Annotated in this window: 19 protein-coding genes; 11 read left to right on the top strand and 8 right to left on the bottom strand. The window is 60.0% G+C overall.

Translation table 11 applies throughout. The features are described 5' to 3' along the window. Positions 1-94 precede the first annotated feature (94 nt). The 3 genes from ASE98_RS01205 to ASE98_RS01215 are packed head-to-tail and all read left to right on the top strand — an operon-like array spanning position 95 to position 2,922. Entirely contained in the window at positions 95-1,003 is a 909-nt protein-coding gene (locus ASE98_RS01205) for an ABC transporter permease (RefSeq protein ID WP_060539607.1), read from the top strand. Beyond that, on the top strand, positions 1,000-1,848 hold the full coding sequence (locus ASE98_RS01210; protein ID WP_060539608.1) for an ABC transporter permease: 849 nt from the start codon (positions 1,000-1,002) through the stop codon (positions 1,846-1,848). The genes ASE98_RS01205 and ASE98_RS01210 overlap by 4 nt, the downstream gene beginning before the upstream one ends. A gap of 18 nt (positions 1,849-1,866) precedes the next feature. Next, a complete protein-coding gene (locus ASE98_RS01215) occupies positions 1,867-2,922 on the top strand; it encodes an ABC transporter ATP-binding protein (RefSeq protein ID WP_060539609.1) in 1,056 nt (351 codons plus the stop codon). 446 nt (positions 2,923-3,368) lie between these two features. Here the strand turns inward: ASE98_RS01215 and ASE98_RS01220 are convergent, their stop codons facing one another. Next, a complete protein-coding gene (locus ASE98_RS01220) occupies positions 3,369-4,298 on the bottom strand; it encodes an AraC family transcriptional regulator (RefSeq protein ID WP_060539610.1) in 930 nt (309 codons plus the stop codon). Positions 4,299-4,635: 337 nt separating this feature from the next. Between ASE98_RS01220 and ASE98_RS01225 the strand changes: the two genes are divergently transcribed. Further along, entirely contained in the window at positions 4,636-4,989 is a 354-nt protein-coding gene (locus ASE98_RS01225; protein ID WP_060539611.1) for a putative quinol monooxygenase, read from the top strand. A 41-nt stretch (positions 4,990-5,030) separates the two neighbouring features. Then, the gene (locus ASE98_RS01230; protein ID WP_060539612.1) at positions 5,031-5,261 is read left to right on the top strand and encodes a hypothetical protein; all 231 of its coding nucleotides are present in this window, start codon (positions 5,031-5,033) and stop codon (positions 5,259-5,261) included. A 3-nt stretch (positions 5,262-5,264) separates the two neighbouring features. On the opposite strand, the gene ASE98_RS01235 is transcribed toward ASE98_RS01230, so the two are convergent. The 5 genes from ASE98_RS01235 to ASE98_RS01255 all read right to left on the bottom strand — a co-directional run bounded on the left by ASE98_RS01235 (position 5,265) and on the right by ASE98_RS01255 (position 12,451). Continuing rightward, positions 5,265-5,888 (bottom strand): flavin reductase family protein, encoded by a 624-nt coding sequence (locus ASE98_RS01235; RefSeq protein WP_060539613.1) that lies wholly within the window; start codon positions 5,886-5,888, stop codon positions 5,265-5,267. 177 nt (positions 5,889-6,065) lie between these two features. Beyond that, complete coding sequence (locus ASE98_RS01240) at positions 6,066-7,385, bottom strand: MFS transporter (RefSeq protein WP_060539614.1); 1,320 nt, start codon at positions 7,383-7,385, stop codon at positions 6,066-6,068. 311 nt (positions 7,386-7,696) lie between these two features. Continuing rightward, positions 7,697-9,022: a sigma-54-dependent transcriptional regulator gene (locus ASE98_RS01245; protein ID WP_060539615.1), complete on the bottom strand. Its 1,326-nt coding sequence runs from the start codon at positions 9,020-9,022 to the stop codon at positions 7,697-7,699. Continuing rightward, positions 9,007-10,782 carry an ATP-binding protein gene (locus ASE98_RS01250; RefSeq protein ID WP_060539616.1) on the bottom strand — a complete coding sequence of 592 codons (1,776 nt, stop codon included), beginning with the start codon at positions 10,780-10,782 and terminating at the stop codon, positions 9,007-9,009. Before ASE98_RS01250 ends, ASE98_RS01245 begins: the two co-directional genes overlap by 16 nt. A 145-nt stretch (positions 10,783-10,927) precedes the next feature. Next, positions 10,928-12,451, bottom strand: coding sequence for a fumarate hydratase (locus ASE98_RS01255; protein WP_034149075.1), 1,524 nt, complete (start codon positions 12,449-12,451; stop codon positions 10,928-10,930). Positions 12,452-12,827: 376 nt separating this feature from the next. Between ASE98_RS01255 and ASE98_RS01260 the strand changes: the two genes are divergently transcribed. Genes ASE98_RS01260 through ASE98_RS01270 form a run of 3 tightly spaced genes read left to right on the top strand, consistent with a single transcriptional unit; the run spans position 12,828 to position 15,641 of the window. Beyond that, positions 12,828-13,934 carry a GGDEF domain-containing protein gene (locus ASE98_RS01260; protein WP_060539617.1) on the top strand — a complete coding sequence of 369 codons (1,107 nt, stop codon included), beginning with the start codon at positions 12,828-12,830 and terminating at the stop codon, positions 13,932-13,934. Next, on the top strand, positions 13,927-14,862 hold the full coding sequence (locus ASE98_RS01265) for an iron-sulfur-binding ferredoxin reductase (protein WP_060539618.1): 936 nt from the start codon (positions 13,927-13,929) through the stop codon (positions 14,860-14,862). The genes ASE98_RS01260 and ASE98_RS01265 overlap by 8 nt, the downstream gene beginning before the upstream one ends. Before the next feature lie 29 nt (positions 14,863-14,891). Next, a complete protein-coding gene (locus tag ASE98_RS01270; protein WP_060539619.1) occupies positions 14,892-15,641 on the top strand; it encodes an enoyl-CoA hydratase-related protein in 750 nt (249 codons plus the stop codon). 94 nt (positions 15,642-15,735) lie between these two features. On the opposite strand, the gene pyk is transcribed toward ASE98_RS01270, so the two are convergent. Then, positions 15,736-17,187: a pyruvate kinase gene (gene pyk / locus ASE98_RS01275; RefSeq protein WP_060539620.1), complete on the bottom strand. Its 1,452-nt coding sequence runs from the start codon at positions 17,185-17,187 to the stop codon at positions 15,736-15,738. A 225-nt stretch (positions 17,188-17,412) separates the two neighbouring features. Between pyk and ASE98_RS01280 the strand changes: the two genes are divergently transcribed. The 3 genes from ASE98_RS01280 to sbcB all read left to right on the top strand — a co-directional run bounded on the left by ASE98_RS01280 (position 17,413) and on the right by sbcB (position 20,017). Continuing rightward, a complete protein-coding gene (locus ASE98_RS01280; RefSeq protein ID WP_060539621.1) occupies positions 17,413-17,787 on the top strand; it encodes a tetratricopeptide repeat protein in 375 nt (124 codons plus the stop codon). Positions 17,788-18,017: 230 nt separating this feature from the next. Beyond that, positions 18,018-18,377, top strand: coding sequence for a PilZ domain-containing protein (locus ASE98_RS01285; protein ID WP_060539622.1), 360 nt, complete (start codon positions 18,018-18,020; stop codon positions 18,375-18,377). Positions 18,378-18,586: 209 nt separating this feature from the next. Then, positions 18,587-20,017, top strand: coding sequence for an exodeoxyribonuclease I (gene sbcB / locus ASE98_RS01290; RefSeq protein WP_060539623.1), 1,431 nt, complete (start codon positions 18,587-18,589; stop codon positions 20,015-20,017). Between the two features lie 99 nt (positions 20,018-20,116). Here sbcB and mvaT read toward each other — a convergent pair whose 3' ends face one another. Next, a complete protein-coding gene (mvaT, locus tag ASE98_RS01295; RefSeq protein WP_007933316.1) occupies positions 20,117-20,494 on the bottom strand; it encodes a histone-like nucleoid-structuring protein MvaT in 378 nt (125 codons plus the stop codon). Positions 20,495-20,586: the final 92 nt, after the last annotated feature.

Genomic DNA, 20,586 nt, shown 5'->3' on the forward strand with positions numbered 1-20,586 from the left:
ACACCGCTTTCGCGAGCAAGCCCGCTCCCACAGGGTTCACGGTGGTTTTGAAGGATGTGTTCTTCAGCTGCTTTCCATTGACGAGACCTTTGCTATGGAACACCAACCTTTGACCCATTCGGTCAGCGCCGCTGAGTCGCGCCCGAATCGGGGTGTTTCGCCGACGGCGCGCGCCTGGTTTTTTCTCTCGCCGTCGATGTTGTTTCTGGGGGTGCTGATTGCCGCCAGCCTCTTGGTGCTGCGCATGAGCGTGGGCACCAAGGGCGCGGAATGGTCCGGGTTCAGCCTGGCCAGTTACGCCCAGTTGCTCGAACCCTACTACCTCAAATCCCTGATGCTGACTCTGCGCCTGGCGCTGATCAGCGCAGTGATCGCGGTGGTGCTGGCGATCCCGGTGGCCTACACCATGTCGCGGCTGACCTCGCCCTTTGTGCGGCGGATCTTCCTCGCGGCGGTGCTGTTGCCATTGCTGGTCAACCTGCTGCTGCAAAGCTACGGCTGGCTGGTGATTCTCGGCCCCGGCGGGATGCTCAATCAGGCTCTGATGGGGCTGGGCCTGATCAAGCGCCCGATCATGCTGCTCTACAATCAGAACGGCGTGCTGATGGGCCTGGTGCAAACCGCTTTCCCGCTGGCCGTGCTGCCGATTGCCAGCGCCATGCGCGGCGTCGCCCGCAGCTACGAAGAAGCCGCTGCTACCTTGGGTGCAAGTCGCTTCCAAGTGTTCCGCCAGGTGGTGCTGCCGATGAGTCTGCCGGGGATCATCACCGGCGCGACTCTGGTGTTCGCCTACAACGCCAGCAGCTTCGTGGTGCCCTTGCTGCTCGGAGGCCGGCGAGTGCCGATGCTGGCGGTGATGGTGCATGACCAGATCGCCCCGCTGATGAACTGGCCAGCCGCATCCGCCGCCGGTGTGGTGTTGATCGTCACGACGCTTGCGATCATGACCTTGTCCGAGTTCATCACCGGCCGTCGCCGTCGCATGCTGGAGGCTTCGCAATGAGTACGCTGATCAAGAAACGCCAGTCGCTGTTGCCAGGGGATACCGGCAAGTTCGCTGGCATTCTCTCGGGCTTCATCCTGCTGCTGGCGGTGCTGCCGATCCTGACCATGATCGTCATGTCGTTCAGCGGCGCGTCGAATCTCGACTTCCCGCCGAGCAGCTACAGCCTGCAATGGTACAAGGCGGCCTGGCACACCTTCGTCTCGCCGGATGCCAGCGACGTGCTGAGCCTGGGCAAAGCCATGACCACCAGCTTGATGGTGGCGTGCCTGACCATGATCTTCGCGACGATCATCGCGGTGCCGGCGGCTTACGCGCTGACCCGTTGCGAGTTCCGCGGCAAGGCCGTGGCCCTGCAGCTGATGTCGTTGCCGCTGGTGTTCCCCATGGTAGTGCTGGGCCTGGCATTGCTGCTGGTGTTCGACAGCCTGCCGTTCCAGATGACGACGTCGCGCCTGGTGATTGCCCACGTGATCCTGGCGTTGCCGTTCGTGGTGAAAAACTGCACGGCGGCCATGCTCTCGATCGGCAGCGAAGTCGAAGAGGCCGCGCAAATGCTCGGTGCTTCACCGCTGCGGGCAATTGTCGACGTGGTGGTGCCATTGATGAAGTCGGGGATTCTGGCGGGCATGCTGCTGGCGTTCATCGTCTCGTTCAATGAATTCACCGTGACCTATTTCCTCTACACCATCGACGTGATGACCGTGCCGATCTGGATGTACAGCCGCACCGTGTCTTCGCTCGACCCAACCGTTTTTTCGTTTGCCGTGCTGATCGTGTTGATCGACTTTGTCCTGATTTGGGCACTCGAGAAGCTGGTCGGTGAAGGTGGCGTTTCGTTCTGATTTCTTGAGGTGATTCTTATGTCTGGTCTGATTCTGGAAAACGTCGAGAAACATTACGGCTCGGCCTGCGCGGTAACCGATGTGAACCTGCATTTGCCCGAGGGCAAGCTGGTGTGTTTCCTCGGCCCTTCGGGCTGCGGCAAGACCACCTTGCTGCGCATGATCGCCGGGCTTGAAACCCTGACTGGTGGTGAGATTCGCCTGGACGGCGAGGACATCGGCAACACGCCGGCGCACCTGCGTAATTTCGGCATGGTGTTTCAATCCCTGGCGCTGTTCCCGCACATGACCGTGGGGGAGAACATTGCCTATCCGCTGAAACTGCGTGGGGTCAGCAAGGCTGAGCAACAGACGCGGGTGGTGGAGTTGCTGGAGTTGATCCAGTTGCAACAGATGATCGATCGCCCGGTGGCCAAGCTGTCCGGCGGTCAACGCCAGCGTGTGGCAATTGCCCGGGCGATCGCCAACCACCCGAAAATCCTCCTACTCGACGAACCGCTGTCGGCGCTGGACGCCAAGCTGCGCGAGTCGATGCAGGTTGAAATCCGCCAGCTGCAACAGCGCCTGAACATCACCACCATCATGGTCACCCACGACCAGCGCGAGGCCATGACCATGGCCGATATCGTCGTCGTACTGGGTGAGCACCGGGTTCAGCAGGTGGGTACTCCGATAGAAATCTACCGCCACCCGGCCAACGAGTTCGTCGCCGACTTCATTGGCTCGGGCAACATCTTCCCGGCCACGGCGCTGGGCAATGGCAAGGTCAGCCTGCCGGGCGGCGATGCGTTGCAAGTGCCGATCTGCAGCAGCATCCTGGTGGGCGAAAAAGTGAAGATGCTGATCCGCCCCGAAGACTTGCAACTGTCGGCGCCTCAGGCAACAGCCGGCAACCGCTTGTTGGGCAAGGTGACGTTCGTGCGCGATATCGGCGCAACCATCGAGACCACGGTGGAATGTTCCGGGGTGTCGTTTACGGCGTTGAGCACGCCGTGTCAGGGGATTGGTTTGAGCATTGGGCATCCGGTGTCGGTGACTTTGCCGGTGGAGGCTTGTCGGGTGCTAGGCGCCTGAATTGAGTTGGCAGTCAGAGCTACCCCTCACCCTAACCCTCTCCCGGGGGAGAGGGGACTGACCGTGGGTTTCTCCAGAAATACGGCGACCTGAACCTGTTGTGCCGAATCCCAAATCGACTCGATCTTTAAGGTCGATGGATAGCGTCAGACAGCTCGGGCGGTCCGAGGTTTCGGGAGGGCTGGGGTGAGGGTGAGGAAATGATGCGATCCAACCGTGTCATGCCGAATCCAAAATCGACTCGATCTTTAAGGTCGATGGATAGCGTCAGACAGTTCGGGCGGTCCGAGGTTTCGGGAGGGCTGGGGTGAGGGTGTGGAAATGATGCGATCCAACCGTGTCATGCCGAATCCATAATCGACTCGATCCTTCAGGTCGACGTATAGCGCCAGACATCTCGGTCGGCCCCCTCTCCCCTTGGGAGAGGGCTGGGGTGAGGGTAGCCGTTAGACACTCAACCGCAACCGCGCCAGATCCCGCAAAGGCGGTGCCCCGAACAATCGGCTGTACTCCCGGCTGAATTGCGACGGGCTTTCATACCCGACCCGATACCCCGCAGCCGAAGCCTCCAACCCCTCCGCCAGCATCAAGCGCCGCGCTTCCTGCAAGCGAAGTTGCTTCTGATACTGCAGCGGGCTCATCGCCGTCATCGCCTTGAAGCGGTGATGCAGGGTCGACACGCTCAGGTTCACTTCTTTGGCCAGATCATCGATGCGCAACGGCTGTTCGTAGTTGCCGTTGAGCCATTTGATCGCCTGGCTGATGCGGTGGCTCTGACTGTTGGCGATGGCGATTTCGTACAGCCGATGTCCCTGTTGGCTGCGCAACAGCCGATAGAGAATTTCCCGACGGATCAACGGCGAGAGCATGGCGATGTCTTTCGGTGTGTCCAGCAACCGCGCCAGGCGCAGCACCGCATCGAGCATGGCAGCGTCGAGCGGTTCGACATACAGCCCGCGGCCGGTGGGCCGGGTGGGAACGCCGATGGGGCCGGCATCGGCGATCAGCGCGCTGATCTGCGCCGGGTCAATGTCCAGGCGCAGCGCCAGGATCGGCTCCTCGGTCGAGACGTCCACCACTCGCCCGCTCAGCGGCATGGAAACCGAGACCACCAGGTAATTCAGCGGGTCGTAATTGAAGTATTCGTTGGCCAGCTGAACTTCCTTGCGCCCTTGGGCCATGATGCACAGCGCCGGTTGCGCGAGCACCGGGGCGAACTCATGGGATTGGCTGTGGCGGGACATGAACAGCGAGTCGACAGCGGTGGCGTAGCTGCCATCTTCGGCGGTGTTGCGACGGATGATTGCCGCCAGTTCCGCACGCTGCTTTTCCCTGTCGGCGTCCAGCGGGGGGTTAAGGTGTTCGAGTGACGACATGCGCGGCATCCTCGGCAAGGCACAGGTGTTGGGACAAGAGCATAAGTTTGTGCAAGCGGCAGCGGTAGACACATCCTGCCAAATGCTTGCCTGATTCTGCATGGGGGTGTTTTTTGCCCCGGACATGAGCGCATGCCGACAGGGAAACTTGCTTGAAACTCGTATGACAGAATCGTGACCGGGTGCTTCCCGTTGCGCAGGTGGCCGAAGCAGTTTCGCAGGATTGTGCAACGCGCCGGCAGGAATCGACTAACGGCACCTGTGCCGCGGCCCTTAACCTTTGATCCTGTCGCAGCTCGTCCCCTGGCTGCCACGCGACTCCCCGGGAGGGTTGAACATGTCAAAGCAGATCCCCGTCAGTCATATGGCCTTCGTTCGGGCGCGCGCCGGGCGTTCGGCGGAACTCGGCGTTCGCCTCAGCGCCCTGATCGAACCATCCCGCGCAGCCCCGGGATGCCTGAACTTTGCCTTGCAGCACTCGCAGTGCGATGCAGACCTGTGGCTGGTATCCGGCTTCTGGATCAATCAGCAGGCCATGACCGCCTATTTCAGCACGCCGGCGATGGAGATTTTTGCCGAGCTGGTGCAGGAACTGGTGGTCAACAGCCTGGATTTTCATACCTTCAAGGATGTGTCGGCGGCGCAGGCCCTGCACCCGTGCACGGGGTCGGTACACAAACTGGCTGGTTGAAGGTTTAATGGCAGCATTCTCAACCAGGCAGGATCCGCGATATGGCACGCAAAGCCTTTGAACACTTCGAAGCCGTTTCCGCTGTAGTACCGGGCGAGGGTGGTTACCACGCCGCTATCGCCGTCAAAGCGCTGGGTGGTTCCGGCGCCCCGCGTTTTCACAAGGTTCTGCAAAGCCAGACCTTCAGGACCGCCCATGAGGCCGACGAAGCAGCCGCCAAAGAGCTGACCCGCCTCAAGGACGTCAAGGAAAACACCGACCTGCTCTGGTAGTTCTTACCGCGTCGGGCGATGCATCTTGAACAACGCCTCAGGCCCCAGCTGGAAGTAGTCGGCCGGCCCACCGCCGCGCAGAATCGGCTCTGCCGCGGCGGTGTCGTACACCCCATCCTTGAGCAGCCACTTGGCGATATGCACGGCGACCACTTCGCCAAGAATCAGCCAGCTCGGCACTACGTTCCCGTCCGCGCGCTGCAACTGAATGATCTGCGTGACCTTGCACTCGAACGACACCGGGCTTTCGGCGATCCGTGGCACCGAAATGACTTTCGAGGCGACGGTGGTCAGGCCGGCCAGCTCGAACTCATTGACCTCAGGTCCGACCGGAGCACAGCTCTGGTTCATCTGCTCGGCCAGTGGCCGGGTTGCCAGATTCCAGGCGAACTCTCCGGTCTGCTCGATGTTATTCAGGCTGTCTTTGCGCCCGACGCTGGAAAAACCAATGATTGGCGGGATGTAGTTAAAAGCGTTGAAGAAACTGTAGGGTGCCAGATTCAAGCGACCATTGGCGTCCTGGGAGGAAATCCAGCCGATGGGGCGAGGGCCGACGATGGCGTTGAACGGGTCGTGGGGCAGACCGTGGCCGTTGGCAGGTTCGTAAAAGTGAATATCGTCGGACATAGGGTGGGATTTCCATAGCTATCGGGAAGACGTGCATGGTGCAAGTACGCGCCGCAGATTTCCAGCGGGATTGAGTACTTGAGCTGATGAGATCCAGTGGAGCGGACTTGTGTCGACACAATGCAAAAGGGGGCAGACCCGCCAAGGTCTGCCCCCTTTGTTTGGCCGTCAGCGCACTCAGTCAGTGGTAATCCGCGAATGCTTGCGGGTGTCTTTCATGGTGATGTACACCAGCAACGACACGGCAATACATGCGGTGACATACCAGTAGTAACCGGTTTCCATGCCGATGCTCTTGAACCACAGCGCGATGTATTCAGCGGTGCCGCCGAAGATCGATACGGTCAATGCATACGGCAGGCCGACGCCCAGGGCGCGGATTTCGGTGGGGAACAGTTCGGCTTTGACCACCGCGTTGATCGAGGTGTAGCCGCTGACGATGATCAGCGCTGCCATGATCAGGAAGAACGCACCCCACCAGGTCGTGATGGTGTGCAGGGTGGTGAGGATCGGCACGGTGAACAGCGTCCCCAGAACACCGAAGGCAATCAGGATCGGCCGGCGACCGATTTTATCCGACAGCCCGCCAATGACCGGTTGCAGGCACATGAACAGGAACAGCGTGGCGGCGGAAATGGTGGTGGAGTCGGAAATGCTCATGCCGACGGTGTTCACCAGGTATTTCTGCATGTAGGTGGTGTAGGTGTAGAACGCCAGGGTACCACCCATGGTCAGGCCGACCACGGTCATCAGTTCTTTGGGATGGCGCATCAAGGTGCGCATCGCGCTTTCCTTGGCCTTTTCCTTCTTGGTGAACGACTCGGTTTCTTCCATGCCGCGACGCAGGTACAACGCTACCACGGCACAAAGTGCACCGATGGCGAACGGAATGCGCCAACCCCAGGCGTACAGCTCCTCGGTGGTCAGCAGGTTCTGCAGGACGATCAGTACGCCCAGTGCTATGAGCTGGCCGGAAATCAGGGTCACGTACTGGAAGCTGGAGAAGAAGCCACGGCGTTCCTTGGTCGCCATCTCGCTGAGGTAAGTGGCGGAGGTGCCGTACTCGCCACCGACCGACAGGCCTTGCAGCAAGCGGGCGAACACCAGCAGGATCGGCGCGCCGATGCCGATGACTTCGTAGCCTGGGCTCAGGGCGATCAGCAGCGAGCCGAAGCACATCAGGTACACCGAGGCCATCAGGGCCTTTTTACGCCCGACCTTGTCGGCATACAGGCCCATCAGCCAGCCCCCGATCGGACGCATCAGGAAGCCAACCGCGAAGATCGCGGCGGTGTTCAGCAGTTGTGCGGTGGTATCGCCTTTGGGGAAGAAGGTCTTGGCGAAGTAGAGGGAGAAAGCGGCGTAGACGTACCAGTCATACCACTCGACCATGTTGCCGACGGAACCGCTGAAAATCGATTTGATGCGGCTGGAGGTGGTTCGTTCTTTTGTCGGCGCGGCAGCCGACCCACGGGGCAGGGTATTGGAGTTATCCATTGAAGGATCCTTCGTTTAATTATTTTTTGTGGAGCGCGCGTAAACGCAGCCTGCAGGGGCTATAGCAGGAGCTGTGCCAACAGAGAGAAGGCCGGTTTACAGGGGGGTTGTCGTGTGGGTGAGCGGAAATCCGCTTATTGGTAGTTGAGTGCGAGCGGAATATTGCTCATACGACTTCCGGATCTTTATTGTTTGCACCGGCTTCATCGCGGGCAAGCCCGCTCCCACAGTGTCCCGTGTGTCCACAAATGATGTGATCGCCCGCAAAACCTGTGGGAGCGGGCTTGCCCGCGAAGAGGTCGGTCCTGACGCTACAAGAACATCTCTCTAGTGAGTCCATGCCGCTGCATCTTTTCATTAAAAGTACGGCGAGGCAGTTGCAACTCTTCCAGTACCGCCTTGACGTCACCCTTGTGCCGGGTCAACGCCGCGCGCAGGCATTGCGCTTCAAACGCTTCCTGCTGCGCTGCCAGTGACTGACCGGGGTCGATACCGAGCGGCTCCGGTTCACCCAGCCCCAATACCTGTCGCTCGGCGGCGTTCGCCAGTTCGCGCACATTGCCCGGCCAGTCGTGGCTCAGTAAATGGCTCAGCTGCGGGCCGCCCAGTGGCACGAATGTGCGCCCCAGGCGCTCGGCGGCGCTGCGGGCGAAGGATTCGTACAACAACGGAATGTCTTCGCGACGGTCGCGTAACGGCGGCAAGCGCAACTCGGCAACATTCAACCGATAGGCCAGGTCTTCGCGAAAACGCCCGGCCCGTGCTTCGTCGAGCAGATCTGGTTTGGTCGCGGCGATAATGCGCAAGTCCACGCGGATACTCTGGTTCGAACCCAGTCGCTCAAGCTTTTGCTCCTGAAGCACACGCAGCAGTTTCACCTGCTGCGCCAGGGGCATGCTTTCGATTTCATCGAGAAACAGCGTGCCGCCGTCCGCGTATTCGAGCTTGCCGATGCGTTTGCCCTGGGCGCCGGTGAACGCGCCACTTTCGTGGCCGAACAACTCGGCTTCAAACAGTTGCTCGGGGATGGCCGCGCAATTCAATGCAACAAAGGGTTTGCCCGCCCGCGGGCCGAAGTCGTGCAGGCAACGGGCGACCAGTTCCTTGCCGCTGCCGGTTTCGCCTCGGATCAGCACGTTGACCGGCAGCGCCGCCAGGTCCAGCACTTGCCGGCGCAAGGTCTGCAAGCTGCGGGACACCCCAAGTAACGTGGCGTCGAGTTTGGCGCGGTTGTCTGCCTGTTCATGCAAGGCTCGGTTTTCCAGTACCAGCCGGCGCTTGTCCAGAGCGCGGCGCAGGCTGCCGAGCAGGGTCTCGGGGCTGAAAGGTTTTTCAAGAAAATCGTAGGCGCCATCGCGCATCGCATCGACGGCCATCGGCACATCGCCATGGCCCGTGAGCAGGATCACCGGCAAGTCGGCATCGCGGCGCTGCACCTCGGCCAGCAGTTCCAGGCCGGTCATGCCGGGCATGCGCACATCGCTGAGAATTACCCCGGCGTAATGCCTGGGCAGTTGCGCCAGACATTCATCAGCGCGGCTGAACAGCTGCACTTCGAAACCCGACAGGCTCAGCCATTGTTCGACGGCGCTGCGGATGCTGCTTTCGTCGTCGACCACCATTACTGAGTTGAGCATGAGCCATGGGCCTCCAGGTCGATGGGCAAGGTCAGCGAAAACACGGCGCCGTTGGTGTGATTTTCTGCGCTGAGGCGGCCACCTGATTCGTGAACGATAGCGAAGGAAACGGCCAGCCCGATGCCCAGGCCATCACCCACCGGTTTGGTGGTGAAGAACGGGTCGAATACCTTGGACAGGTTTTCCTGCGCAATGCCATCGCCATTGTCGATGACGCTCAGGCGCCACAATTTTTCCTCGGCTTCGAGACGGATTTCCAGACGCTTGCAGGGTTTATCCTGCATCGCATCCAGCGCGTTGCGCAGCAGGTTGATCAGTACCTGTTCGAGGCGAATCGCATCGCCACGCACCCAGGCCGGACGCGTCAGGTGCAGAACGGTGCTGACCTGTTCGTCGCGTAGCCGGGTGTCGAGCAGTTGCAACGATTGGTCCACGACCGAGGCCAGGTCCAGGCGCTCGCGCAAGCCACTGGGGCTTTTGCGGGCAAAGGTTTTCAAGTGGCCGGTGAGGGCGGCCATGCGTGTCAGCATCTCGTCCAGTGGCTTGAGTGCCTTGTACGCTTCGTCGACCCGGCCATGGTCGAGCAGCAGGCGCAAGGTCGCCAGTTGCATACGCTGAGTAGTCAGGGGCTGGTTGATCTCGTGGGCCAGGGCGGCGGACATCTGGCCAAGTGCGGCAAGTTTGGCTGATTGCACCAGACCTTCCTGAGCCGTGCGCAGGTCGCGAGTGCGCTCCTGCACCAGTCGTTCGAGTTCTTCGCGACTGCGCTGGCGCAGTTTGGCCAGACGCCAGCGCTGATTGAGAAACAGCAACAGAAACACCAAAGTCAGCCACAGACCTGCCGCTGCGAGCGCGGCGTTGCGACTGTCTTCGAAGGCTATCTGCGGGCGACGCAGCAGGTGCAGCGTCCAGCCTTCGGCGCTCAGCGGCAGGGACTCCCACAGATAGTCCGCCTTGCCGTCCGGCCCATCGACCCGCACCAGCTCACTGTTGTCGTCGAAGCGTCGCAGCGATTCATAATCCAGCGGCGACAGCGGTTGTTTGTCGTATTGGCGGGTAGCCTTGAGTTCAGCGTGATCGCTGTCGCTCAGTGGTTTCAACAGGCGGTAGCGCCAGCCCGGCTGATTAGCGATGAAGACGATGCCGCGGGCGTCGCTGACCAATAGCGTGTCGCTGCCCTGGCGCCATTCCCTTTCGAGCTCGGGAAATTCCAGTTTCACCACCATCGCCCCGAGGAACTGGCCGTCGTCGTTGCTGACGGCGCTGGACAGGAAATAGCCCGGTATGCCGCTGGTAACGCCCACGGCGTAAAAGCGTCCTGTGCCCTGGGTGCGGGTCTGGTTGAAGTAGGGGCGAAATCCGTAATTGTGACCGACGTAACTGCTGGGCAGGCGCCAGTTGCTGGCTGCCACGGCCAGGCCTGTGCGGTCGAGCAGTTCCAGCGTGGACGATTCGGCCGCACCGTTGATGCTTTCCAGTTTGCGATTGAGCAGGTCCTGTTGTTCGGCACTTACCGGGCCTTTGAGCGCCTGGCGCAATTGCGGGTCGAGTGCCAGCACCGCTGGCAGGGCGCGGTAGCGTTCGATCAGGGTATGCAGGGACGTTGCGTACAGCCCCAGTTGCTGATTGGCCCGGGCTGCGTCATCGACCAGTGACTGGCGCACGGTTTGACGAACGGCCAGGGTGGCTGCGAGGGCAGCGCCCGCGATAATCAACACGGTATAGAGCGCCATGCGCAAAGGGCGAGATGACTCAAACATGTTGGGCATCAAATATGTGTACGGAGGGGGCGCACCATACCATGGGCCCGCGCCGTCATCCCACAAAAGCGGCTTATGCAAAATGAGGCAATAAAAAAGGCGACAGGGTAATCCCCCTGTCGCCTTTTCGGGTTGCTGGAAGCGCTTACTGCACTTCTACCGCCAGGCTTTCACTGATCTTTTTCTGCCAGATGGCAGGACCGGTGATGTGTACCGACTCGCCATTGCTGTCGACAGCAACAGTGACCGGCATGTCCTTGACGTCGAACTCGTAGATCGCTTCCATGCCCAGTTCGGCGAAAGCTACAACGCGGGATTTCTTGATGGCTTGCGCCACCAGGTAAGCCGCACCGCCGACTGCCATCAGGTAAACGGCTTTGTGGTCCTTGATCGCTTCGATTGCGGTCGGGCCGCGCTCGGATTTGCCGATCATGCCCAGCAAACCAGTCTGCTCGAGGATCTGACGGGTGAACTTGTCCATCCGCGTGGCAGTAGTCGGGCCAGCCGGGCCAACCACTTCTTCGCGTACCGGATCAACCGGGCCGACGTAGTAGATGAAGCGACCTTTCAGGTCCACCGGCAGGGTTTCGCCCTTGTTCAGCATCTCGACCATGCGCTTGTGCGCAGCGTCGCGACCGGTGAGCATCTTGCCGTTGAGCAGGACGGTTTCGCCCGGCTTCCAGCTCTGTACTTCTTCTGGCGTCAGGGTGTCGAGGTTGACGCGACGGGCCGACGGGCCTGCTTCCCAGACGATTTCCGGGTAGGCGTCCAGCGGTGGCGCTTCCAGCGAGGCCGGGCCGGAACCGTCGAGCACGAAGTGCGCGTGACGGGTAGCGGCGCAGTTCGGGATCATGCACACCGGCAACGAAGCGGCGTGGGTCGGGTAATCCATGATCTTCACGTCGAGCACGGTGGTCAGGCCACCGAGGCCCTGGGCGCCGATGCCCAGCTGGTTGACCTTCTCGAACAGCTCCAGACGCATCTCTTCGAGGCGGTTCTGTGGGCCGCGAGCCTTCAACTCGTGAATGTCGATGGATTCCATCAACACTTCCTTGGCCATGACGGCGGCTTTCTCGGCGGTGCCGCCGATGCCGATGCCGAGCATGCCCGGTGGGCACCAGCCGGCGCCCATGGTCGGAACGGTCTTGAGCACCCAGTCGACGATCGAGTCGGACGGGTTGAGCATGGCCATTTTCGACTTGTTCTCGGAACCGCCGCCCTTGGCCGCCACGTCCACTTCCACGGTGTTACCCGGAACGATGGAGTAGTGGATAACGGCAGGGGTGTTGTCCTTGGTGTTTTTACGAGCGCCCGCCGGGTCGGCGAGGATCGAAGCACGCAGGACGTTTTCCGGCAGGTTGTAGGCGCGACGCACGCCTTCGTTGATCATGTCGTCCAGGCCCATGGTGGCGCCATCCCAGCGCACGTCCATGCCCACGCGGACAAACACGGTCACGATGCCGGTGTCCTGGCAGATCGGGCGGTGGCCGGTGGCACACATGCGCGAGTTGATCAGGATCTGCGCGATCGAGTCGCGGGCTGCCGGCGATTCTTCACGCAGGTAGGCCTCGTGCATCGCCTGGATGAAATCAACGGGGTGGTAATAGGAAATGAACTGCAGGGCGTCGGCAACGCTCTGAATCAGGTCGTCTTGCTTGATCACGGTCATGAGTCGCGCTCCTCTAAAAGACGGGAACATTCAATAAGGTGCTTGCAGCTTGGGTGTATCGGTCGGTTGCAAGCACCTTTCAAGGCACGCCGGGGCTGCTGGCGCGACGCTAAAAAGGCGCGGCAGTATAGCGCGCCTCGCAGGCCTGCACACGCGCCACCAGTCAATCGTTGGTCGCATAAGGGCGCAAGATGTTGGCAGGTAACAAGCGGCAGCAAAGGAGCCGTGAATGTGTGCTGTTTTCTGGGTCATGGTTTTGACGTCAGATTATCGGCCCTTAAATGAATGGTCATTTATCCGGAGCGCCACTAAAGTAATACCCGGCCTGTAGAGTAGGACACTCAAAACAGCATTCCTTCGCACGGTGAGTCAACGATTGACCCATAACGCCATTCAACGAGTTTTACTCAAACGCTTTGCCCTCGCCGCCGGTACCTATGCCCTGGCTTTACTATTGCTGTGGCTGGCATTTTTCACCGGCCACTACGATGCGCCATTGGCCAGCGTCGCCATCGGCAGCGCATTGGTAGTCTTCAGCCAGCTTGTACTGTTCGCGGTGTTTTACAGCGGGCGTAATCTGCAGCTTTCCGACCCTAGCCTGACCGAACTGCAAGTATTGCTGGGCCTGGGCTGGCAAACCTGGTTGATTGCCCATCTGGATGAGGCGCGCGGCGCCTTCCTGGTGTTTTACCTGCTGATTCTGATGTTCGGCCTGTTCCACCTCTCCCGCCAGGCCTTCATTCGCTGTGCATTGCTGGTGTTTTCAAGCTTCAGTGCGATCACGCTGTGGGAGGGCTACCACTTTGAACTGGCCGACCCGGCGCTGGCCGTATTGCAGGTGTGTGTGCTGTTCATTGTGCTGGTGTGGCTGGTGCTCTATGCCAGTCATGTCCAGGCTTCGCGGCAACGTATGCGTCAGCGGCGTTTTGCCCTGCAGGCGCATCAGGACACATTGCGCGGCATGATGCGTCAGCTCGAAGATCTGGTGGCCACCGATGAACTGACCGGGTTATTCAATCGCCGGCACTTCCTGCGTCTGGCTTCCCGCGAGCTGAACGCCATGGACACCGGTGTCGCCCATGGCCTGGCGCTGATCGACCTCGACCATTTCAAGCGTATCAACGATGTGCATGGCCACGCCGCGGGTGATCAGGTACTGCAAGCCTTCGCTGGAGTGGCTTCCGCCTGCCTGCGTGAGGGCGATGTGCTGGCCCGTTACGGTGGCGAAGAGTTCGTGGTGTTGCTGCCCGATTGTGATACTGATCGCCTGACCGCTTGTTGCGAGCGGCTGCGTATCGCCTTCACCGATGTCGAGATGGTGGGGTTGAATGTACAAAGCCTCAGTCTTAGCGCGGGTATGACTTTGCTGGAACTCGGCGATGACCTGGACGAGGCCTTGCAGCGCGCCGATCAGGCGCTCTATCGCGCCAAGCGTGACGGTCGTAACCGCTGCGCGGCGGCGTGGGAGAACGCCGATGCCTGAGCTGCGGGTCGGTGAGCGGCAATGGTCGGTGGAGGAGGGCAGTAATTTGCTCGACGCGCTGAATCGTAACGGCGTGACGGTGCCATACAGCTGTCGCGCCGGTAGCTGCCATGCGTGTCTGGTGCAATGCGTGCAGGGTTTGCCAGGCGATAATCGCCCCGATGCCTTGAGCACCGAGCAGCGTCAGCAGGGCTGGCGCCTGGCCTGCCAGTGCCAGGTGATCGAAGACCTGCAAGTACACACTTTTGACCCGCAACAGGATGGCCGCCCGGCCGAGGTCGCTGCGGTCGATTGGTTGAGCTCCAGCGTATTGCGCCTGCGCCTGTCGCCTCAACGCCCGTTGCGCTATAGCGCCGGCCAGCATCTGGTGTTGTGGGCCGGTCACGTTGCGCGGCCGTATTCCCTGGCTAGCCTGCCGGAAGAGGACCGTTTCCTGGAGTTCCACCTCGACTGCCGCCAACCCGGGGAATTCAGTGACGCTGCGCGTCAGTTGAAAATCGGCGACCCACTGCGACTTGGCGAGTTGCGCGGCGGGGCATTGCATTACGATCCCGACTGGCACTTGCGGCCGTTGTGGTTACTGGCATCCGGGACAGGCCTGGGGCCGTTGTTCGGCGTCTTGCGTGAGGCCCTGCGACAGGAGCACCAGGGTGCTATCCGTGTCATTCATCTGGCCCATGATGCCAACGAGCATTATCTGGCCAAACCCCTGCAAGCCATGGCCGCCAGTCGGCCGAACCTCAACATCGAACTATGGACCCCGGCCGGGTTGCCCGCGGCTTTGGCGCAACTGCGCCTTGTTTCCCGACAAACCCAAGCCTTACTCTGCGGGTCCCCCGACAGTGTCGACGCGTTTGCCCGGCGCTTGTATCTGGCGGGACTGCCGCGCAATCAACTGCTGGCCGACGTATTCCTGCCTCGCGGTTGAACGCTGAATTTTCAGACGCGAGACCTTCCATGACCGATGCCATCCAGATTGAACGCGAACGCGGCCTGCTGACCCTGCGCCTGAATCGCCCCGACAAGAAAAACGCCCTGACCCGCGCCATGTACAGCCACCTGGCCGAGGCCCTCAATCAGGCCGATAACGACCCTGACATCAGGGCCGTACTGATCACCGGTTCCACCGAGTGTTTTACCGCCGGCAACGACATCGCCGACTTCATCCAGCAACCACCGGGCAATCTCGACAGCCCCGTGTTTCATTTCATGCTCAACCTGCTTGAATGCCGCAAGCCGGTGGTCGCTGCCGTGGCCGGCGCGGCGGTGGGCATTGGCACGACGATGTTGCTGCATTGCGATCTGGTCTACGTCAGCCGTGATGCACGGTTGCGCATGCCATTCGTGAATCTGGGCCTCTGCCCGGAATTCGGCTCCAGCCTGATTCTCCCTCGCCTGCTCGGCCAGGCCAAGGCGGCGCAGTTGTTGCTGCTGGGTGAGGGTTTTAATGGTGAGCAGGCGGCCGCGTGGGGCATTGCGTCAGAAGCGTTGGGCAGTGGCGAGGAGGCGCTGGCCAAGGCGCGGGAGATGGCATTGCGCTTCGAGGCGCTGCCACCCGAGGCGGTGCGCATCAGCAAGCAACTGATGAAAGCCCCAGATCGGGAGTTGCTGCGCAAGGTGATAGAAGAAGAGGGCGCATTGTTCACCCAGCGGCTGAAGTCCCCGGAAGCGTTGGCGGCCTTGACCGGTTTTATCAAACGGCATTGAGGACTTGATGCGATCATTCCCACGCAGTGGGAACGATCAGCAAAAAGCCCCGCAATTCACATGGCGGGGCTTTGTTTTTTCAGCAACCGGTCACTCAGACCTGAGGATCGCCAACGTGCAGGATTTTCATCCCGTTGGTGCCGCCGGTGGTGTGGTAGCTGTCGCCCTTGGTCAGGATGACCCAGTCGCCTTTTTCCACGACGCCGCGCTTGACCAGCTCGTCGATCGCCTTCTGGCTGACTTCATTAGGCGCCAGCGAAGCCGGATCGAACGGAATGGTGTACACGCCACGGAACATCGCCGCGCGAGCCTGGGCTTCGCGGTGTGGGGTGAAGGCGTAGATTGGCACCGAAGAGCGGATGCGCGACATGATCAACGGCGTGTAGCCACTTTCGGTCAAGGCAATGATCGCCTTCACGCCCGGGAAGTGGTTGGCGGTGTACATGGCCGCCAGGGCGATGCTCTGGTCGCAGCTTTCGAAGACCTTGCCGATGCGGTGGCTGGAGGTCTTGCTGGTCGGGTGCTTTTCAGCGCCTACGCAGATACGCGCCATGGCCTGGACGGCTTCCAGGGGATACAGACCGGCAGCACTTTCGGCCGACAGCATCACGGCGTCGGTGTAATCGAGCACGGCGTTGGCCACGTCGGACACTTCGGCGCGGGTCGGCATCGGGTTCTGGATCATCGACTCCATCATCTGGGTCGCGACGATCACTGCCTTGTTGTGGCGGCGGGCGTGCAGAATGATTTTCTTCTGGATGCCCACCAGCTCGGCGTCGCCGATTTCCACACCCAGGTCGCCACGGGCAACCATCACCGCGTCGGAGGCTTTGATCAGGCCGTCGAGGGTTTCGTCGTCGGCCACGGCTTCAGCGCGTTCGATCTTCGCCACCAGCCAGGCAGTACCGCCAGCTTCGTCGCGCAGTTGACGGGCGTATTCCATGTCGGCGGCGTCACGTGGGAAGGACACCGCGAGGTAGTCGACTTCCATTTGCGCAGCGAGCTTGATGTCGGCCTTGTCTTTCTCGGTCAGGGCCGGTGCGGTCAGGCCGCCACCGCGACGGTTGATGCCTTTGTGGTCCGACAGCGGGCCGCCGATGGTCACGGTGCAGTGCAGTTCGGTGGCGGTAGCGGTATCGACGCGCATCACCACGCGACCGTCGTCGAGCAGCAGTTCGTCGCCCACGCCGCAGTCCTTGACCAGATCCGGGTAGTCGATGCCGACCACTTGCTGGTTGCCTTCGGTCAGCGGATGGCTGGTGGAGAAGGTGAATTGATCACCGATCTTCAGCTCGATCTTCTTGTTGGCGAATTTGGCGATACGGATTTTCGGGCCTTGCAGGTCACCTAGCAGGGCGACGAAGCGACCGTGCTTGGCAGCGAGGTCACGGACCAGCTTCGCGCGAGCCTTATGCTCGTCGGGGGTGCCGTGGGAGAAGTTCAGGCGGGCGACGTCCAGGCCAGCCAGAATCAGCTGTTCGAGAACTTCCGGCGAGTTACTGGCCGGGCCAAGGGTGGCGACGATTTTGGTACGACGGACGGACATGCAAAGACTCCTGAGTTCAAGCGCTGAGTGAGGCTACTATGCTCTCGAGGTGTAGTCATTGTTCGTTTGCACTACTTTTTTTGAGGCACCTGGTTTTTTGGAAGAACCTGGTTTTTGAGTAGAACCTGCTGATTGCCTTCTTTATTGACCCCGGCAACTTTGCTCGTCTCAGCCTGAAGATTTCCGTGCGCAGGTCGATACAGCGTTCAAGACAGGAGATCCCCCATGCGATTCATGCTCATTGCTGCCCTTGCCCTCAGTGTGACGGGCTGCACCCGTTGGTCGATGAACCATCATCTCAATAATGCCTACAGCGCCTATGACCGGGGCAATTGCGAGCAGGTGACGCGGGAGCTGTCCAAGGTCGAGCGGGCCAGCCGGGCGCGGCCTTATGTGTGGCCGGAGGTATCGATGTTGCGCGGCCTGTGCCTGGAGCGAACGATGATGTTCATCGATGCGGCACAGACCTATCAATTCATCATCGCTACTTATCCACAAAGCGAATACGCCTACCGCGCCCGTGCCCGCCTGGAAACCTTGCAGAGCCTGGGCCACTACCCGCTGCGCAGTGCCGCCGCGGTACGTCCGACGCAGTTCTGATGGTGGTGAGCAGCCAATGGCTGGCTCCCCGGCGCTGGTGAGCTATAGTCGAAGAAACCGGTTTGAGAGCCCGGGCTCCAGACCGGGCATCACCTGTGACCGGCACAAGTAATCCACAGCATCGTAATGACTGATGCATCGGGAACGGGGAGAGCGGGCATCGATAAATCCAGACCCGTTCCGAAGCAGTAGTGCGGCTCTGCTTAAGAGCCTTGCATGGCGAATCTCACATGTTCACCCATCGCCGGATTGAGCGGCATCAGCTGCCGTATTATCTCAAAGTGTTCAACAGCGTCACTGGCAAACCCATAGGTTTCCTGGGCAACGTTTCCAAAGACGGGCTGATGCTGATCAGCCAATTGCCGATGATGATCGGCGCCGATTTCGATTTGCGCCTCAAGCTTCCTGCCAGCAAGGACTGCACGCCAGTCATCGATCTGCGGGCGCGCTGCCTGTGGTGTCATGAAGACGCAACCCCTCAGCACTACGACGCCGGATTCAGCGTTCAACAGGCGCCGCCGGAGTATGGGCAACTGGTCGAGGCGCTGAGGCAATACTTCAGCTTTCAACCGTTACCGGCGTCTGTCTGAAGGCACTGTGAGCGCAGCGCCTGCGTATTGGCACGCCATGACAGGACCTGGTCGGGATATCCCTGTTCGATGCTGGCAGCCTCGCCGGGGAACACGACATAACTATGTATTGCATGAGAGTGCGTACAAGGTGCTCCAATGACAAGATTGCTGGCCGGGGCGGGATGTGAACGCCTAGACTTTGCCGATCTTCAGTTCAGGAAGCGCCCGTGACCTCCATCTTCTGGTACGACTACGAAACCACTGGCATCAATCCCCGTTGCGACCGACCTTTGCAAATGGCCGGGTTGCGCACGGATTTTGATTTAAATGAGGTAGACGAACCGGTCAATCTTTACTGTCGACCCAGTGACGACATCCTGCCGCATCCAGCGGCCTGCGCGATTACCGGGATTACCCCGGCAATACTGGCCGAACACGGTTTGAGCGAAGCGGATTTCATGACCCGGGTACATGCCCAACTGGCTGCACCGGGCACCTGTGGCGCAGGGTACAACACCTTGCGTTTCGACGACGAGATGACTCGCTATAGCTTGTACCGAAACTTTTTTGATCCCTATGCGCGCGAATGGCAGGGCGGCAATAGCCGCTGGGACCTGATCGATGTAGTGCGCGCAGCCTATGGCTTGCGCCCTGATGGCATCCATTGGCCGACGGATGAAGAAGGGCGGGTAACGCTCAAGCTCGAACGTTTGACTGCTGCCAACGGTATTGACCATGGCAATGCCCACGAAGCGCTGTCTGACGTTCGCGCCACAATCGCCCTGGCTCGGCTGATCCGGGAAAAACAGCCAAAACTATACGACTGGTTGTTCCAGCTGCGCAGCAAGCACAAGGTGATGGAGCAGATTCGCCTGCTGCAGCCGTTGGTGCATATTTCCGGGCGCTTCTCTGCGGCACGTCATTACGTCGGCGTGGTGCTGCCGCTGGCTTGGCACCCGCGCAACAAGAATGCCTTGATAGTCTGTGACTTGCACCTGGACCCCCAGGGCCTGTTCGATCTTGATGCCGAAACCTTGCGCCAGCGCCTTTACACCCGCCGTGAAGATCTGGCGGAAGACGAATTGCCGGTACCGCTGAAACTTATCCACATCAACAAATGCCCGGTGGTGGCGCCATTGGCGGTGCTTCGCCCTGAGGATCAGCATCGTCTCGGGCTGGATATGGCTTTGTATCAACAGCGTGTGCTGCGGCTAAACGACGCGCAGAAAGTTTGGCAGGATAAAGTTTCGGCGATTTATGCGCGGGAGGATTTTTCTCAAAACCAGGACCCCGAGCAACAGTTATATGACGGTTTTATTGGCGATCGGGATCGGCGTTTATGTGAACAAGTCAGAACCGTGGATCCGGCACAATTAGGTCAGGATCAGTGGCCGTTCGATGATGAACGTTTGCCTGAATTATTGTTTCGATATCGCGCACGTAACTTTCCAGACTTGTTGAGTAGCGAAGAACTGGAGCGCTGGAGAATATTCTGTCAGAAGCGTCTGTCGGATCCTGAATGGGGAGCGCCAAATACCCTGGAAAGTTTTCTCGCGGCCCAAAGCCAGTTGAACCTTACTGCTACTGCGCCTCAGCGAGAGGTACTGAGCGAGTGGCAGGGGTATGTCCAGCAATTGCGCCAACGTTTGAATCTTTGAGATCGAATAGCCGCAGGTTGGATTTCGCGCATAAAAAAACGCCAGCATTTGCTGGCGTTCTTTTATCGTCACGGATCCGTCTGCGACAAGCTTTGCGGCTTAGCCCAGCAGGGTAGCCCAGCCTTCAACCACATCACCGCCCCACTTGGCTTTCCACTCTTTCAGAGTTTTGTGGTTGCCACCTTTGGTCTCGATGACTTCGCCATTGTGCGGGTTTTTGTATTGTTTAACTTTGCGAGCACGCTTGGTGCCAGTAGTTTTTACTGCGCCGCCGCGTGGTGCTTTGGTTTTGGACTCTGGATCCAGCAGCGCGATGATGTCGCGCAGGGACTTGGAGTATTCACCCATCAGGGTGCGCAGTTTGCCTTCGAATTCCAGCTCGGTTTGCAGTTTGTCGTCTTGGGACAGGTTCTTCAAACGGGCTTGCAGCTCTTTGATAGCTTCTTCGGTGGCGCGATATTCGTTGATCAAGGACATGGTGACTACCTTATGTAGGACGCTGGATGGCAGGTGACAGTGCGGCAATAATAGTCAGGGTGTTTCATCAAGTAAACAATTAACCCCGGTTT

It is taken from the genome of Pseudomonas sp. Leaf48 (assembly GCF_001421885.1).
GTDB lineage: Bacteria > Pseudomonadota > Gammaproteobacteria > Pseudomonadales > Pseudomonadaceae > Aquipseudomonas.